Annotated in this window: 19 protein-coding genes and 2 pseudogenes; 11 read left to right on the forward strand and 10 right to left on the reverse strand. The window is 40.7% G+C overall.

All coding sequences use genetic code 11. The annotated features are described in order from the left end of the window. The first annotated feature begins 55 nt into the window (after window positions 1-55). A pseudogene (locus tag AC25JC_RS16130) lies at window positions 56-535 on the forward strand (DUF2846 domain-containing protein). 141 nt (window positions 536-676) lie between these two features. Continuing rightward, window positions 677-982, forward strand: coding sequence for a hypothetical protein (locus tag AC25JC_RS16135; protein WP_168378803.1), 306 nt, complete (start codon window positions 677-679; stop codon window positions 980-982). A 6-nt stretch (window positions 983-988) separates the two neighbouring features. Here AC25JC_RS16135 and AC25JC_RS16140 read toward each other — a convergent pair whose 3' ends face one another. Next, window positions 989-1,432: an AAA family ATPase gene (locus tag AC25JC_RS16140; protein WP_486924436.1), complete on the reverse strand. Its 444-nt coding sequence runs from the start codon at window positions 1,430-1,432 to the stop codon at window positions 989-991. A gap of 105 nt (window positions 1,433-1,537) precedes the next feature. Here AC25JC_RS16140 and AC25JC_RS16145 point away from each other — a divergent pair, with 105 nt between their 5' ends. Then, window positions 1,538-2,005: a hypothetical protein gene (locus tag AC25JC_RS16145; RefSeq protein WP_180085682.1), complete on the forward strand. Its 468-nt coding sequence runs from the start codon at window positions 1,538-1,540 to the stop codon at window positions 2,003-2,005. Between the two features lie 7 nt (window positions 2,006-2,012). On the opposite strand, the gene AC25JC_RS16150 is transcribed toward AC25JC_RS16145, so the two are convergent. The 5 genes from AC25JC_RS16150 to AC25JC_RS16170 form a co-directional block, all read right to left on the reverse strand. After that, complete coding sequence (locus AC25JC_RS16150; RefSeq protein WP_486924437.1) at window positions 2,013-3,026, reverse strand: pirin family protein; 1,014 nt, start codon at window positions 3,024-3,026, stop codon at window positions 2,013-2,015. A gap of 157 nt (window positions 3,027-3,183) precedes the next feature. Further along, a complete protein-coding gene (locus AC25JC_RS16155; protein ID WP_486924438.1) occupies window positions 3,184-3,807 on the reverse strand; it encodes a hypothetical protein in 624 nt (207 codons plus the stop codon). A 143-nt stretch (window positions 3,808-3,950) separates the two neighbouring features. Further along, the gene (locus AC25JC_RS16160) at window positions 3,951-4,187 is read right to left on the reverse strand and encodes an RcnB family protein (protein ID WP_180085713.1); all 237 of its coding nucleotides are present in this window, start codon (window positions 4,185-4,187) and stop codon (window positions 3,951-3,953) included. Between the two features lie 317 nt (window positions 4,188-4,504). Further along, window positions 4,505-5,050 (reverse strand): glutathione peroxidase, encoded by a 546-nt coding sequence (locus tag AC25JC_RS16165; RefSeq protein WP_111885877.1) that lies wholly within the window; start codon window positions 5,048-5,050, stop codon window positions 4,505-4,507. A gap of 144 nt (window positions 5,051-5,194) precedes the next feature. Further along, on the reverse strand, window positions 5,195-5,953 hold the full coding sequence (locus AC25JC_RS16170; protein WP_486924439.1) for an AraC family transcriptional regulator: 759 nt from the start codon (window positions 5,951-5,953) through the stop codon (window positions 5,195-5,197). Window positions 5,954-6,075: 122 nt separating this feature from the next. Here AC25JC_RS16170 and AC25JC_RS16175 point away from each other — a divergent pair, with 122 nt between their 5' ends. Continuing rightward, the gene (locus tag AC25JC_RS16175) at window positions 6,076-6,957 is read left to right on the forward strand and encodes a DMT family transporter (protein ID WP_486924440.1); all 882 of its coding nucleotides are present in this window, start codon (window positions 6,076-6,078) and stop codon (window positions 6,955-6,957) included. Between the two features lie 439 nt (window positions 6,958-7,396). On the opposite strand, the gene tsaC is transcribed toward AC25JC_RS16175, so the two are convergent. The 3 genes from tsaC to AC25JC_RS16190 form a co-directional block, all read right to left on the reverse strand. Beyond that, window positions 7,397-7,966, reverse strand: a complete 570-nt coding sequence (tsaC, locus tag AC25JC_RS16180) for an L-threonylcarbamoyladenylate synthase type 1 TsaC (RefSeq protein WP_486924441.1) — start codon at window positions 7,964-7,966, stop codon at window positions 7,397-7,399. A 31-nt stretch (window positions 7,967-7,997) separates the two neighbouring features. Next, complete coding sequence (gene dprA, locus AC25JC_RS16185) at window positions 7,998-9,179, reverse strand: DNA-processing protein DprA (RefSeq protein ID WP_486924442.1); 1,182 nt, start codon at window positions 9,177-9,179, stop codon at window positions 7,998-8,000. Between the two features lie 111 nt (window positions 9,180-9,290). Further along, complete coding sequence (locus tag AC25JC_RS16190) at window positions 9,291-10,445, reverse strand: LysM peptidoglycan-binding domain-containing protein (RefSeq protein WP_180116359.1); 1,155 nt, start codon at window positions 10,443-10,445, stop codon at window positions 9,291-9,293. Between the two features lie 119 nt (window positions 10,446-10,564). Here AC25JC_RS16190 and def point away from each other — a divergent pair, with 119 nt between their 5' ends. From def to AC25JC_RS16205, 3 genes are all read left to right on the forward strand, one after another. Next, window positions 10,565-11,095: a peptide deformylase gene (def, locus tag AC25JC_RS16195; protein WP_078191459.1), complete on the forward strand. Its 531-nt coding sequence runs from the start codon at window positions 10,565-10,567 to the stop codon at window positions 11,093-11,095. A gap of 89 nt (window positions 11,096-11,184) precedes the next feature. After that, window positions 11,185-11,604, forward strand: coding sequence for a DUF2946 family protein (locus tag AC25JC_RS16200; protein WP_180116360.1), 420 nt, complete (start codon window positions 11,185-11,187; stop codon window positions 11,602-11,604). 144 nt (window positions 11,605-11,748) lie between these two features. After that, a complete protein-coding gene (locus tag AC25JC_RS16205; protein WP_373685882.1) occupies window positions 11,749-13,776 on the forward strand; it encodes a TonB-dependent copper receptor in 2,028 nt (675 codons plus the stop codon). Between the two features lie 47 nt (window positions 13,777-13,823). On the opposite strand, the pseudogene AC25JC_RS16210 reads toward AC25JC_RS16205, so the two are convergent. Next, window positions 13,824-14,641 (reverse strand): annotated as a pseudogene (locus AC25JC_RS16210) (oxygenase MpaB family protein); the annotation flags it as partial. 55 nt (window positions 14,642-14,696) lie between these two features. Here AC25JC_RS16210 and AC25JC_RS16215 point away from each other — a divergent pair. The 4 genes from AC25JC_RS16215 (at window position 14,697) to AC25JC_RS16230 (ending at window position 16,354) form a co-directional block, all read left to right on the forward strand. Then, a complete protein-coding gene (locus tag AC25JC_RS16215; protein WP_180116362.1) occupies window positions 14,697-15,095 on the forward strand; it encodes an AAA family ATPase in 399 nt (132 codons plus the stop codon). Continuing rightward, entirely contained in the window at window positions 15,092-15,568 is a 477-nt protein-coding gene (locus AC25JC_RS16220; protein ID WP_486924443.1) for a hypothetical protein, read from the forward strand. The genes AC25JC_RS16215 and AC25JC_RS16220 overlap by 4 nt, the downstream gene beginning before the upstream one ends. A gap of 102 nt (window positions 15,569-15,670) precedes the next feature. Next, the gene (locus AC25JC_RS16225; protein ID WP_486924444.1) at window positions 15,671-16,108 is read left to right on the forward strand and encodes a hypothetical protein; all 438 of its coding nucleotides are present in this window, start codon (window positions 15,671-15,673) and stop codon (window positions 16,106-16,108) included. Window positions 16,109-16,153: 45 nt separating this feature from the next. Continuing rightward, window positions 16,154-16,354 (forward strand): hypothetical protein, encoded by a 201-nt coding sequence (locus AC25JC_RS16230; RefSeq protein ID WP_180116364.1) that lies wholly within the window; start codon window positions 16,154-16,156, stop codon window positions 16,352-16,354. The last annotated feature ends 262 nt before the right edge of the window (window positions 16,355-16,616 follow it).

Raw genomic sequence — 16,616 nt, forward strand, 5'->3', positions numbered from 1 at the left:
CTATTTGATTAATTTTTAATTTTCATATGCTTAAAATATGTCAATGGAATTAATGATGTCTAATAAAATCTTTTTTACATTATTATTATCTTTGGGATTTGTTGGGTGTGCGTCCGTACCTAAAGCAGATCAAAATGCTTCAGCACTAGTCGAATAATTTAATTTCCCCACAAGAAGTCAATGCAGGTATTTACGTATATCGCTCAGCTTCTGTGAAAGGCCCTGCCTTAAAGAAAGATGTATGGGTAGATGGGGAATGTTTAGGTGAAACCTCTCGTGGAGTATTTTTTTATAAAGAAGTAGTTGGTAATCACAAACATACAATTTCGACTGAATCAGAATTTTCACCTAACCATTTGGATATTGAAACTGCGGCAGGTAAACAATATTTTGTTCAGCAATTTATTAAAATGGGCGCATTTGTAGGTGGGGCAAATTTAAAACTGGTTGATGAGCAAACAGGAAAAAAGGCCATTAGCGAATATGCATTTGCACAAGCGGTAATTGCAGCAAAGCCACCATCGCATTGAAATAAAGGTTCATATGTAGATAAGAAGCTACTCGAAAGGGTAGTTTTTTATCCCTAAATTAGTTGAAATTGATCAATCTAAAGTTGAATATATTTTATTCAATACAATCTTTATGGTGATAAAATTCAATCAGCTAGCATTGCACCATGAACCTTATCGCCTATGAGCCGCATTTTTGGGAACTTTATCAAGACTTTGATCAATATTATTTGAGCATTGCGGTTGATCTCAGTTCAGTAGTGTCATGTTGGGATGTTGAACTCACCCATGAAGAAGTCCAGCAATATGAACACCGTGGGCGTGTGAGTATTCAAGAGTTGGCTAAATCGATGGTTGCTGCTGCCTATAAAGGTGATTTTGCTTCATTAGAAAGTCGTTTAGTGAAACCATATGAACGTCAGGCCATGCAATCAGCTTTTAAAAAATGGCAAGATAGCCAAAAAGCAGGTTAATGCTCGTTATTCATACATGGGTGAAATTGAAAATTCGCCGTGACTGATAATTTTAATTTTAAAAATTTGATCAAAGCCTTCATCCCGTGACGGAACTTGAAGCTTTCGATAGGTCGCATGCACGCCAACTTCTGGAATATGAGCTTTGCCTTCACGTAAACTGTTGCGCTTTAAGGTACTGTCCAAATCGGTTTCAAAATAATAAGCAATGACTTCAAACCCTGCATCAACTGCGCGTTGGATATAGCGAGCACGAGCTTCCTGATCTGGGTTGGTATTGTCAATCACCATTTTGGTTTTGGATGCCAAACCTGCTTCAAAGATCATATTTTCCCGATGTCGGGTTTTCAACATATCCAAATTAATACGTAAATGGCTATGATATAAATTCAACATGTAAAAGGTGGATTTGCCAGAGGCTTGAACGCCTGTAAAAATAATCAGCTGCATAGCATTTGCAATGAAAGCACGGAATGAATAGTAGAGTATTAAATCAGCAACGTAGTTTTGCTACAATCTCTACAAAATAAATAAGAACAAGTTGCAAAGGTCTGTATGCACAAATTTTTCAACAGTTTATCGCTGTGTCTTTGTTGTAGTTTGCTCGTTGCATGTCAAAGCCAATACGTCACGACACCCAATCTTCCCACTGAAGCTGCACTTGTCGCTGAATCGGTTGATAATGGCATCAGTACGGAGCTTAAAATCCCATATATGACCGCCTTTCGAAATCTGCGACAAGCCTATAATCACTGTGTTGCGTTTACCGCGAACAATCGATACGTCTATACCGATAATCGTTTAGAAGAGCATTTGGAGCAGGGGACATTGATGGCACGAACTGAGCATGGGGCGTATTTGCATAAAATGTTGGTCGAAAGTTTAGATCCACAGACGACACGTATTACCTTATTTTTACCGAAGCAATATACCTTTGCCCAAGCACGTTTTAAACAAGATGTTCAGCGCGCACTTGGACAAGATAAAAACTGTAATACCTTTGAATTTGCTCAATCCAACTAATTGAACTTTAAGACGCTTGTGAGCTTTCCTGCTCTGGGTGCTCTACACGTTTACCGCCTTCATAACTGGCAAATCGAGCCTGATCACGTTTGAAGACCGGTGCAGGTGTTGGCCAAGGCCAATCTCCAAAATGGGTTTCACGATAGCGTTTAAAAGCCGCATCGAGTTCTTCCGTGGTATTGAGCACAAATGGACCGCGCATCGCCACGGGTTCATTAATCGGTTCACCTTCTAACCACAGAATCCGTGCTTCTAATCCACCTGCTTTGAGATGGACGTCGGCATCTGATTGGAGTTCAACCAAATGCTTCATCTGAATGGTTTGACCTTCTATTTCTAATGTATTGCCTTGATAGAAATAAGCAAAACGGTTGGAGCTACTTGTTGTTGCGGGAATCACCAACTCTGCACCTGCTTGCATGGTGATTAAATAAATGTTGACCTTATTTTCTGCGGCAGCCGCCCATGAGTGTGGCGGTCGGGAAATAGCATCAGTGGATTTGAACTGCCCTGAAATCACGCGAATATCCGATTTTTTTCCTTCATTATCCGTTTCAAAGACGTGAGGAATCTCTTCACGCCAAAACATTTTATAGTCAGCATCATGGGTTTTCTGTTCAGCTGATGAATTAAACCAAATTTGGAAAAGTTCAAAAGGATTGGCTTTATCTTCATGCAGTAGGGGGAACATTTCACAGTGTTCAACGCCATTGCCTGTAGACAGCCATTGCACATCACCCGCAGCATAGCGTCCGCCATTGCCTAATGAGTCAAAGTGATCGACATAGCCTTGTTCAACCAAGGTAATGGTTTCAAAGCCAGTGTGTGGATGCTCTGGGAAACCTGGAACCACATCGCCATAGTACATATTGAATTCATCATTCTCTGCGGCTGTTTTTGGCCCCATGTCTGCATTTGCAGCAGGAAAATGATCGATATGATGAGCAGTAAATAAGAAAGGATCTTTTAAATCTAAACGAAAGGTAATGGGTGTAATGTTATAAATCACAGCGTTTGACATAACTGTTCCATCATTGGCTTTATTATTTAGCATTAATCTAAAAGGAAAAACAGTCGTGTTCTATAGCGGAACTGTAAGAAAAAAGCGTTAGCTCAAGGTCTAACGCTTTTTTGATTTACAACAGGTGGAATGCAATGGAAATACTAAATTTCGCTACTTATTCAGTTTTAGTGGTTGCATTAGATGAGCTTTTAGCTGCTTGGTCTTGGATCAACATACCTGCCAATTTCAGCATTTCCGCTTGAATATTTCCCATTTGATTTTGGATTTTCTGAAAATCAACTTTGCTTAAATCGACTTGTCCATTGAGAAAAGGTGAGGCCAACACTTGCTGATTCGCTGCCTGTAGATTGCTGCGAATATCATTAATTTCAGTGCTTTTTAGATTTAAATCATTCAAAGCTTGATTGAAACCTTTGAGCTGCTGTTGCAGCTGGGTTGCCGCTTTTTGCAATTGGAGATGATCTTGGTTGCTGATTGCGGCTTCTAAATCGACCTGCGTTTGTTTGAGTTGTTCAACATAATTGCCGGCTTTAAGTTGCATATCCGCAACATCGCGAACGATATAAAACATATGGCCACTTTTTAATTGGCTTTGATCGGTCGCCTGACTTTGTGTTGCGGATTGATCTTCGTTTGTTGATGTTGTTGCAGAGCGATCATTTTCTGCTGCGATTTCTTGTTCCTGTTGCGGTGCTGTGGCAGGTTCACAGCCAATCAACACCAAAACACCACTAAAAATGGCAAAAGGGAGAAGGGCATTCTGCACAAGCTTTTTCATTCAATCATCACTATGTGTTAAGTCTATGCTTTGAATATAGGGGCAGAATGTGGATTAAAAATAGATTGTTGCAAAGCAATAACAAAATAATCGCTTGAACAAAAAAAAGAGGGCATTTGCCCTCTTTTGATGTTTTGGTGGGTTTAACCCGCAATGATTTTGATCATGGCGTGACTGATGGCATTCATTAAAATGTAGTCGCCATTCACTTTAATCCATTGTTGGTTTTTGCCTGGTTTAGATAATTTTTTGTATTTGGTGTGGTCACCTTTGTAGCGATGACCACGGTATTCAGAAGGTACTTTTTGTCCAGAACGCCAATCATGTGAAGGATTTACGGCTTTTTTCTTGTTCTGGCTTTGGTTTTTACCCGTGTGTATTGTTTAGTGTGCTGTTGGGTTTTCGTCTTTTGAGTTTTTTGCCGTGCAGCCATTGCTGGAGCAGCAACAAGTGCTGTCAAAAAATAGATAAAACGATAGCTTTCATTAATGTATTCATAAGTTCACCTGTTTACTGCTGGATGTGAATTGATAAGACTCATCATAATGAGTATTTACAGGGAAGCTTTGAACAATGTGTATGTGAAATATTAAAGCAATGGATAAAATGTGTAAATTATCATTATATGATAATTTAAAATGATCAATCTCAGTTAAAATCACAACAATCTTAACTGAGAGACTGAAAAATTGTCGAATTATTTGGCTAACTCAGCGTTAATGGCATCGACAATACGAGCATCATCTGCCTTGATATCAGGCGCAAATCGAGCCACAACTTCGCCTTGTTTATTCACGAGGAATTTTTCAAAGTTCCAGAGCACTTCAGGCTTTGGATTTGGTGTTAAACCGTATTCAACTAAATCATCCCACCATGGGCCTTCACCAATGCGTTCAGGAATGGCTTGGGTTAAGGTTTGATAAAGTGGGTGTTTATCCGCGCCTGCCACAGAAATTTTTGCAAAAAGTGGGAAATCAACCTTGTAGTTGATCGAGCAAAATTCTTGAATTTCAGCTTCAGAACCAGGTTCTTGTTCTAAAAAGTTATTGGCAGGAAAACCTAAGACTTCAAAACCTTGTGATTTCTTCTCTGTATAAAGTTTTTCTAGGCCTTCATATTGCGGTGTTAGCCCACATTTAGAGGCTACATTGACCAATAATAAAACCTTGCCTTGGTATTGATTGAGTGTGGTGTCATCACCTTGGATGGTTTTTACTGGGATATCGTAAACTGAAGCTGACATATTCGTTCCTAATTAAAGTTGTGCCTTTCATCCTTGTTTTAAAGGGAAATCTGGTGAACAGCAAGCTTTTATCGATAGGCTTTTCGCATAATTTTTGTAGTAGTTTGCAGAATTCGAGCTGATGCTTGGTTTATTGCTTTGTATTTAACTTGAGGCACGATGTTGGTTCGGGGTTTTTCCTGTATAGCGTTTAAAAAACTCAATAAAGCTTGAACTGTGTTGATAGCCCAATTCATAGCTGAGAGCTTTAATAGACTGACCAGCACGGAGTTGTTGAATGGCATAAATAATTTTTGCACGGTTTCGCCATTCAGAAAGGCTCATTTGCAGTTCGTTCTGACTCAGCCGCAATAACTGACGCTCACTCAAACCGACATTGGATAAGCATCGTTGTAGGCTCAAACTAAAATGATCTACATCTGCAAGCTGCGCCAAGATCGGCTTTAACACAGCATCATGGCTTTGCGGTAAATAATGTTGATGTTTGGGCGCAGTTTTTAACTGGTCGAATAAGACCTGTAGCAGGTGTCGATAGGGTGGTGTGGTATGTTGCTCTGTAGGAAAGGCCAAAATTTCTTGCACCAATAAACGAAAGAAAGGCTGGATGCTAAATACTTCAGTCTGCTTGGGGAAATTTATGCAGAGATCAGGTGCTAGTCGGATTGCCACATAATGAATGGGTTGCTCATCAATCGCGACTGAGCAATGTTCTGTCTGTGGGGGAATCCACACCCCATAACTGGCAGGTGAGAGATGATGTTGCCCTTGTATTTCATATTCGAAAATACCATCGAGACAAAAATTAAAATCACCCCAAAGACAACTATGCGGATAGACAGCATCTAATGTGGTGTAGTGCGCTTCAAAAAGCTCGATTTGTTGTTCAATCGGTGCTGATGTCATATATGCCTAGGTGTCGATGTCTGAACTACAATATAAATGTCTGAAATCATGTATTTCAATTAAAACAGACATCACTCAAAATACCTAGACCAATCTTTGCACAATATATTGAGGAGTCAGACATGTTGCTTCAAGCGCGGTGGGCGAAATTTGCAATTTGTTTGCCTCTGATCGCGGTATTTATATGGTCGTTGAATATTACCGTCACCCGCTATGTGACTGATTATATTTCACCAGTTAGTATTAGTTTTTATCGATGGTTTATTACATTTTTGATTTTAACCCCCTTTATGCTGAAAACCGTTTGGCAGCAAAGACAGCTGATCAAGCAGCATTGGCAGCAATTGGCTGTGCTGAGTGCTTTTGGCATGGTGTTATATCAAGGTTTGGGCTATACCGCTGCGCATTATACGACGGCGACCAATATGGGCATCATCAATGCCTTTATCCCTGTTTTTACGATTGCCGTTGCATTTTTCATACTGAAAGATGTGCCTAATCGCTATGCCATCTTGGGCTGTGCGATTTCATTTACGGGGCTATTGTTTGTCATCGCGCAAGGAGATTTCAGTCAATTACTGAATATGGGCGGACATTTCGGCGATATCCTCATGATCTTCGCAGTGTTCTTTTATGCCTTTTATGGGGTGTTTTTAAAAAAATGGCAATTGAAACTTCCGCTACTGTTGAGCTTATATGTACAAATTTTCTTTGCCGTTTTATATCACTTGCCATTCGTGTTGTATTTAGGCATTGACGCGATTAATCCTGCGAATGCGCCAAGTGTATTTTATGCGGCAATTTTTCCATCATTGATTGCACCGTTGGTATGGATGTTGGCTGTGCAACATCTCGGGCCGAATCGCACCAGTATTTTTATGAATTTGATGCCGGTATTTACCGCGATTATTGCCTATTTCTGGTTGGCTGAGCAGTGGATGTTTTATCATAGCGTCGGCACAGTGATGGCGATTACTGGGGTGATCTTGGCACAGCGTAAGTAAATCTAGTAAAAAAGTTGAAAATTTACGAGAAGTATTGATTAAAAAACAAGCAAACAAACTTATTTTTTTATAGAGCAAATCTTTTGAAATTGGATTTTTGAGTGTAAAACTGAATTAAAAAAACAAATGCTCGTCTTAAAAATCAATCAAAAATAGATACATATTTTGACTAAGTAGTTATAAAATCACAAATAAAGTGCTTATCAGTAGTTTTATTTATATAAAAAATCTATTTGTTAAATTTAAAAAAATACTACATAATACTTTCATCGTAAATGATGAAGTAATTCTTAATAATTACTTGATATTTACCCAGAGATTGCAAGACCCTCTGGATGTGATTTTATACACATCCTTTTTTATGCTCAGCCATCCCTATATGGCTGAGCTTTTTTTTGTTTGTATTTTCTAAAAGGCAGGTATAGACAGGCATCCGAGCTTATGCGCGGATGATTTCACCTGTTTCAGCATCAATAATTTTGCTTGGTTCTTGGCTTAGGCCGAGATCACCATTTAAGTAATTTAGTTCATTGGCAAAATACTGATTGGCTTCTTGTAAGGAACGTGCAGGGGTTAATCCCGCAGGATTGGCACTAGTAGACACAATAAAGCCATTAAAAGCTTGGCATAAAGCCACACATAAAGAGTGGGTAGTCACACGGACTGCGACTTTTGGATGATTGCCTTTAATCCATGTTGGAATATGGTCGCCAGCCGGTAATAACCATGTAGTTGCACGTTCATTGGGTTTACGGTTGGTCCATGTCGCAATGACCTGCTGACGCATATCATCTGTTAAGCCTTGAAGCAGGTGTTCAACTTGAGCGACATTGGCCGCCAACAAAATCACACCTTTTTCAATGGGACGTTGTTTTAAGCGCAAAATTTCAAGAAAGGCTTGCTCATTGTAGGGATCACAGCCCAATCCCCAAACAGCCTCTGTAGGATATGCGAGAAGCTGACCTTTTTTAAGACAGGAAGCTGCTTCTGCAACAGAGGTGGTAATCATTTCTATAGACCTTATCTGATTCGACAAAGGACTATTGTGAACCTAATTTACCCATTCGACAACGTAGGTAGTGTCCGGCTTGTTGTGTGGCATAGCCCATTAACTCTAATTCCATCAGTTGACTGGTCAATGTCGCGGTATCAATTTTGAGTTGAATGGACAATTGATCAAGGCTTTGGCCGACCCAATCAAGCTGCCGATACAGCGCAATTAAATGTTCTGGTATAGGTTTGGGTGGAGGGGTGTCTGGTGTTGCTGTTTTGGGGGGCTCTATTTCGGTGGTTGTTAAGGTTTCGGCAGCCTGTGATTGCCATTGTGTAGCCAATGCCAAGTCTTCAATGACCTGTTGTGGATGATCAATCAAAATTGCACCTTCGCGTATGAGTTGATGGCAACCTTGATGCGACTCACTATAAATATGGCCTGGAATGGCAAAAATAGATTTGCCTTGTTCGGCAGCGCGTTGAGCCGTGATCAGTGAGCCACTTTTTAATGCCGCCTCCGCCACGATGACACCAAGACTGAGCCCACTCACGATACGATTTCGATGTGGAAAATGGTGTTGCAATGGGGGAGTGTGTGGAAGAAACTCACTGATTACGGTTCCCCCATGTTGGATGATTTCTTGTCTTAAACTCTGATGTGCGGTCGGATAAGTTTGATCTAAACCTGTACCCATCACGGCAATGGTTCTGTGGTGTTGTATGGCAGCGCGATGTGCCGCTTCATCAATTCCTTGGGCTAAACCGCTATTGATATAGAACCCTTGCTCACTCAGATAATAAGCAAAATCATAGGCAATTTGTCGACCTTGGGGACTGGGTTTGCGGCTACCAACAATCGCAATTTGGGGTTGCATCAAGGCTTGGGCATTACCTTGCCCAAATAGAATCGGCGGCTTGTCGCTATAAGGTAAAAGCTGTTGTGGATAGTTTAGGTCTTCAGGAATCAGTACAAAGTCACTGTATTGTTCAATATCCTTGAGACATTTTTCAAAGTTAAGCTGTCCACTTGGGCTGTGAAATTCCTCAAAGCGCTTTAAATGATTTTTATGCAGTCCTAATTTTTGCCATGTGGTGATTTGATTAGGCTTAAGGGCGTGGTGTAGAGCAGGATAGTGCTGCTGAATTTTATAGAAACTACGAAGTGAGTGTTGCACCACAAACCACAGGCGAATGTAATCTAAATGCAAGTCAGTCAATGAGTTGAGCATAATGAGACCTTTGAACATGTCTTCTTTTTATGGGTTAAAATTATTAGTGATATCGTTGTTGGATAATAAAAAAATGAGGCTGAATACAGCCTCATTTTTATGGATTTGGCCTTAGTCATCCATCAGTGGTGGCTGAATCGTTGCACCCACTTTGATTGGTAATTCGTTCTCAAGTACATAAGCATAGCTTAAGTTATCAAACGTTTTGAATACCATGATGTTGCCAATACGTTGTCCTGGAAGTTGAACACGTTCTTTGGTTTTCGGATCAGTCACGATTTCACCTTTTTGGTTCACGCTAAAGACTTGACCAGATTGAACGCCTTGTAAGCTACCACGGTCAATCGTCACCACACTGTGAACTGCTGCAGTACCAATCGAGCCCATAACACGAACTACACTTCCGCCAGCAGTGACATTTTCAGCATTGGTTGGATAGAACAGCGTTGGCAGCATTGGGTCATATTCAGGAAGAACACGATCGCCACGACGAACTTCGGCATTATAAGTATCGGTTAGTTCTAAAGTGGTAATGTCATTTTCACCACGAACGGCAACACCTGAAGCGACTTGAGTCAGTTCTAAACCTGCGTTGTATTTTTTGCCATTTGCATCGGTAAAGATGTACGGTTCGCCTTCACGGTAAACAGCATAACGTTGACCAACTTGCATACCTTGGCCGCGTGCATAAACTGTTTGGCCTTTGGCTGCCAATACACGTTGATCAGCTGTACCTAAAATGTAAGGTGTGCCTTCCACAGAATCAGCTGCAACAATCATGCTGCGCTCAAGCCATTGCTTAATATATTCCAATGGAATAACAGGAATCGCACTGTTGAGGGACTCAACACGAACTTGTGGTTGAAGTTTAGTGCCACCAGTATAGCGACGAATAATGCCTTCACAACCATCACCTTCATCTTTACCGATGATTGGGCGGCCATTGTAGGTACACATTAATAGGCGGTCACCTGGGAAAATCCAGTGCGGATTTTTCACGTGTTTATTGCTCGCCCAGATTTCAGGCCAGCGCACAGGATTTTTTAAGAAACGCTTGGAAATATCCCATAACGTATCGCCTTTTTTCACCACATAAACTTGAGGCGCACCTGCCTTCAATGATGGTGGATTGATGTTACGAGCAGGGGCAGCTTCTGCAACACTGACCATTCCCATCCCCACACTTACACAGACTGTAAGTGCCAATAATTGTTTTTTAAACCCCAAGGCACTAAAAGTTGGCATGCCCTTCAAAACCTTTTTCATTATCATAATTCCTAAAATTATGTATGTAACTGCGTTATAATAACGATATTACACACAATTTTTTGATGAAGCATTCCTTCATTTTGTTTTTTGATCAATGGCATAAGTGAGGACGTCGTATGGCCTTATTACCTATTTTAAGTTTCCCCGATCCCCGTCTTCGTACCATTGCAAAACCAGTCGAAGAAGTTACTGATGAAATTCGTCAGTTAGCAGCCGACATGTTTGAAACTATGTATGAAGCACCGGGAATTGGCCTGGCAGCAACACAGGTAGATCACCATATTCAGCTGATAGTCATGGATTTATCTGAAGAAAAAGATCAACCCATGGTGTTTATTAACCCCAAAATTACGCCATTGACGCAAGAGACGCAGCCCTATGAAGAAGGCTGTTTATCAGTGCCTCAAATATACGATAAAGTTGAGCGCCCGTCACGTGTAAAAATTCAGGCAATTAACCTTGAAGGTCAATCATTTGAAGTGGAAGCGGACGGACTTCTCGCAGTTTGTATCCAACATGAAATGGATCACTTAAATGGTAAGTTATTCGTCGACTATCTATCGCCTTTGAAACGTCAACGTGCACGTGACAAAGTGGAAAAATTGGTTCGCCAGCGTCAAAAAGATAAAGTCGCAGTTAAGCGTTAATTGATCGCGGTAAAAAATACCTGAGACAAGCCCAATTTTGATTGGGCTTTGTTATACTTGGGTCAGACAAATGTTAGGGTTTGCCTGTATTGTTTCGTAGTGGAGTGCTGCTGTCCTTTGCAGCCGTTTTTTTGCAGATTGCTGTTTTTTTACAGCCATTGTTGCCCAAGCAATATCAAGTTGCTCCGGTCTGCGAAACCATTACGCGTGCACTTTTACTTCCTAATGTTCATGCTGAACATACCACACATTCACACCATTCATCTTCCCCTCACGCTGAGCAAGTTCAAGTCGATCATACTGCCCATGAACATGATGCCAGTCATCAATGTCAGTATTGTACGGTCTATGGCAATTTGGTTTTGCCCCCTGAACTTGATGTGAAAGAAGTGCTTGATCGAATTCAAGTTCGTTTAATTGCTTTTCAAAAAGCTTTCAAGCATGTCTGGTTTGTTCTTCAACAACTCTTTTTACTTCCGCAAGGTCGAGCTCCGCCACTCGCTGCATAAATCCGACGTTTTTTAAACTTGGGTCTTTGAGGACTCAGGTACGCCTTTATTTATGTATTTTGTGAGATAAACATGGCTCAGCCTAAATTTTTTCTACAGCCTCTTGCGGCTGCAATTTGTGTTGCCTGCTATTCAACTTCTGTGATGGCTGACGAGATGTCCGTAGAGATGACGGAAACCAATGCGGTACAGACTTTGGCACCGATTGTGGTGACATCACATCAGGGGAATGATGCCAATGGCCTGATTGTTCGTGCCAATCCCAAACAGCCGATTCAACCGATACCTGCCAGTGATGGAGCAGATTATTTAAAAAGCATTGTGGGTTTTAGTGCAGTGAAAAGTGGCGCAGGAACCAATGGCGATGTGACGTTTCGTGGCATGTTTGGTTCACGCATTAAAATATTGACCGATGGCACAGAAAATTTAGGGGCGTGTCCAAGTCGAATGGATGCACCAACTTCTTATATTTCCCCTGAAAGTTATGACCGAATTTCAGTAATTAAAGGACCTCAAACGGTTCAATATGCCAATACAGGTTCTGCTGCAACAGTCTTGTTTGAACGCAAACCGGAACAGTTCGATGCTGATAAAAACTACCGTGGTCAAGCCAGTGTGATGATCGGCTCTTATGGTCGTTTAGATCATAATGTCGAAGCGGCTGTGGGGGATGAACATAAATATGTCCGTCTAAATGCCAGTCGTTCTGTCGCAGACAGCTACCAAGATGGAGATGGTAATACTGTGCCGTCAGACTGGGAGCGCTGGAATACAGATTTGGCATTCGGTTGGACACCAAATGAAGATACATGGGTAGAACTTACCGGAGGTAAAGCCGATGGTGAGGCGGTATACGCAGGCCGTTCAATGGATGGTTCGCAATTTGCCCGTGAAAGCTTAGGCCTTCGTGTCGAGAAAAAGAATGTCACAGAGGTGATTAAAAAAATCGAAGCACAGGTCAACTATAGTTATAACGACCATATCATGGACAACTTTAGTTTGCGTGAGCCACCTTTAGCTGAAATGACCCATCATGGTATGACTATGATGATGCCGAATCCAATGGCGATGCAGGTAACACGCCGTACATTAAATGCACGTATGGCGGTAACACATGAATGGGATAAGCTGCAGTTCATTACTGGACTAGATACGCAGAATAATAAACATGCCGGCAGCATGACGTCGAAGATGATGCCTTCGATGAATAAGCCCTTAATGCAAGATATGGCATTTCAGTCCTATGGCGGTTTTGGAGAAGTCAGTTATCAATTGAGTGACAACAATAAATTGGTTTCAGGTCTTCGTCTTGATCAAGTGCAAGTGAAAGATGAGCGTGCCGCTTCGAAAGCGAGTGGCTATAACACGGAGCTGAATGAAACATTGCCAAGTGCTTTTATTCGTTTTGAAAATAAACACCCTGAACATGACAATGGTAAAACCTATATCGGTCTAGGCTATGTGGAACGCATGCCAGATTATTGGGAATTATTTAGCCCAAAATCAGGAAATGGTGATATCAATACATTCAATCATATTGATACGGAAAAAACGCTTCAGTTAGATATGGGCTATCAACATCAACATGGTGCTTTGAATTCTTGGGTGTCGGCTTATGCTGGTTTGGTGAATGATTATATTTTAACGAGTTATAAGCCTGGAACAGGAATGATGGGAGGTATGGAAGCGCATAGTCGAAATATCGATGCAACCATTGCAGGTGCAGAAGCTGGGATTGGCTATCAATTTACAGATGCGATCCAAGCAGATGTCAGCGCAATGTATGCGTGGGGGGAAAACACCACGGATAATACGCCATTACCACAAATCTCACCTTTAGAAGCTCGGGTAAATTTACGTTACATTCAGGATAATTATACTTTGGGTGCGTTATGGCGTGTTGTTGATGGTCAAAATCGGATTAGTCCAAACCAAGGTAATATTGTGGGATACGATCTACAGAAAAGTGCAGGCTTCGGTACGCTTTCTTTAAATGGTACTTATCATATTGATGAGGGTGTAGATGTATCTGTGGGTGTAGATAATCTCTTGAATAAAACCTACACCGAACATTTAAATAAGTTGGGGGATGCCGGTACAGGCTTAGCGGCAGATGAACAGTTCAATAATATTGGCCGAAATTATTGGGCACGTATTTCGATGAAATTCTAAGTTCTGATATTTGTCATCCAAAAAGCAGAGCGATCGCTCTGCTTTTTTTATTGGTGCATACTTGCCAGTTGTTTGGCTTTACTTTGATACGGTGCTAAACCGAGTTTTTGAATTGCACGGCCTTTTTGCTGTAATTTTTGATTTAAACTTGGGAGATGCTTAGCACCTGAATACAGGACGAGATTTCTAGCCAATAAATAATAGGCAAACCATGCGGCGGATTGGGGTTTGAGCCCTAATTTATGCATGCGTTTTTTGCCAATAAAAAATTGTGTCAGCTCCAGATGTTGTCGATAAGCCAGTTTTTGCTGAAGTGGTCGAAGGTATTTGTACTGTCGTTCAAAGTGTTCCTTAGAGAGACTGGCGCCGAGAGCCATACTGCTTGCATCGGATTGAGGGTGTACAAATTGCATCCAATACAGCAGTTTCCAACCGTCAGATTCTTTTTCAATTAACCATTTTTCATCAATGCCCATCAACCAGCCGACATAGCGCCAAAAATGCAAAAAGCTTTCAGTTTCTTGTTTTGATGGAAAATTCCTAAAGCGCGAATGCCCAAAAGTACCACACTACTAAAGGCAAGATTGGTCATCGCCAAGTCAAATTGATTGATCGGCACCCCCCACGTTGCAAAATCCCAGCCTTTACCTTTTTGGAGTTGATGCCGTACCAAAGCGTGAATAAAACGCACATAAATTGTCGATGTAAATCCTGCATGCAAACGTTCGAGTCCGCGTTCTTCAGTGATATCTACCCACCATTTAGTGGTTTCAGCCAGACGTGTACCGGCTTGTTTATTTAAAGCACCGGTCAGCATGAGTGGCTGATTGAAACCGGGGAAAAGATAACCCACCATCATTTTGATTAATGATCAGCCATATGCCCCTCACAACAATGAATACGAGAAACTTGTGGCCTATGTGCCAGATAAAAGCCCTATTTATGATTTTTTACAAGGGCAGGAGTTTCTGAATTTAATGTGTGATATTCGAGGGATAGCGCATGAGCAGTATCAAATCTTCATTGAAAAATTTAAATTAGAACACTATTTAGCCACGCCGTTTGCTGACATGTCTTTTGGTACAACCAAAAAGTTTTTATTGGTTGCAGCCTTAATGACTTCGGCACCTTTACTGATTTTAGATGAACCGAGCAATGGCTTAGATCAAAACGCCTTGGCTGAATTAACAAGTATACTTTTACAGCAGAGCCAATCGAAATTGATTCTATTGTCTTGCCATGATCCAGTATTTAGAGACAGTCTTGCAGCAAAAATCATCGAGCTAGATCGGCTAAAGTCCAATGAGCAGGCGGCATGAATAAACAAAGACATGTTGGGCAGCGAACAATCATAAAAACGCTTTTGAAATACCGATGGACATTTTATGTCAAAACCACAGCAGACGCAGTTGCACGGCAAAAGCATTTACTTATTTTAATCACATTAATTCTCGGACCAATGCTATTCGGACTGCTCTTATCTTTAGTGCAGCCCATTATTGATATGGTTTATTGCAAATCAATAATCACGAATGTGTTTATTTGGACAGGCTTTCTTGCCTTAAATGTATTTTGGTGTGCGATACAGCGTAAAGCTTTGAGTGGTGGAGAAGGGTATCGCTATCTAGCGCTATTACCCATCACGCTTAAAAGTCGCTTTGCAGTGGAAATTAAATTTTTAGGCAGTTTAAGCTTTTTGCTGATACTGCCATTTATTTTAGCGCTTCTATATGTTTGGGTTGAGTATGAATTCTTAGCTTCCATTGGCATCAGTGTATTGATGCTACTTTAGATCTTTAATTTATTAATCATACAAATGCTGTTTTTACAACAGAATCAATATTGGGTTTTAGTCTGTCTTTTGACATATTTGCCCATTTTGAGCCTAGCGATATTGGACGCTCAACTCATTGCGGTGTTGTTATCTACTTTCATCTGTATAGCGGCAATAAAATTTTGGCTGCTCGGTAGGAAATCAAAACCAATTAAGCTGCAAGTACCTAGCGTATTTCTGATACAGAAATATAGCCCACTCTGGCTCAATCAAAATAAACTCATTATTCGTCAGGCATTTCATAAAAGATTTCTAACCCATCGTATTGTCAGTATCGGTATATCAGTTACTGCGGTTGTGATTTTGTATCGGTTCGCCACACAGGTGGATACTTGGAACATCATGAGCCTTGATTTCACTGCTTCACAATTATTCCAATTGATGTGTGCCATCTATATTGCACTGAGTTTATTCAATCTAGGCGTGATCAAAATGGACTTAAAATCAAATTTTGAATCTGCAGAACGCTTCTGGATCATTCAAGAGTTCACACTTTGACAGCTCAGGAAATATGAATACTGTGTTTTATTGATGATTGGCTTAATGATGAGTGTGCCAGTTTGGCTGTGGCTACTGCTGAAAGGTGGATTCGTTGATGTGCTATTCATGGCGACATTATTTTGTATCGCCATTCCATTTATTCAATGGTTGTATAGAAAACCTGAAGAAGTGCACGGTGTTATGCCAATTTTAATGTTTATCTTATGGGTGCCTGTGGCGTATTGCATGCTTTCTGTACGCTAAAAGCACTTTTTTAAGTAAAAAAACTTGATTTAGTAGAATAAATAAACAAACGTAATGAAAAATTAAAAATAAATGGAAAAGGGTGTTGCAACGGATGTGAAATGCTGTAGAATGCACATCCATCGGCGGTGATGAAGATTAAAACTTCTGATAAAACAATGACTTGGTTAAGTTGGGTTTTATTTTTTAAGTTTAAAAATAATTTGAATTACTGGTTGACTCTTTAGAAATAAAGAGTAATATAGCCGACCTAGCTTGCTGG

Source organism: Acinetobacter sp. P37, assembly GCF_057480965.1.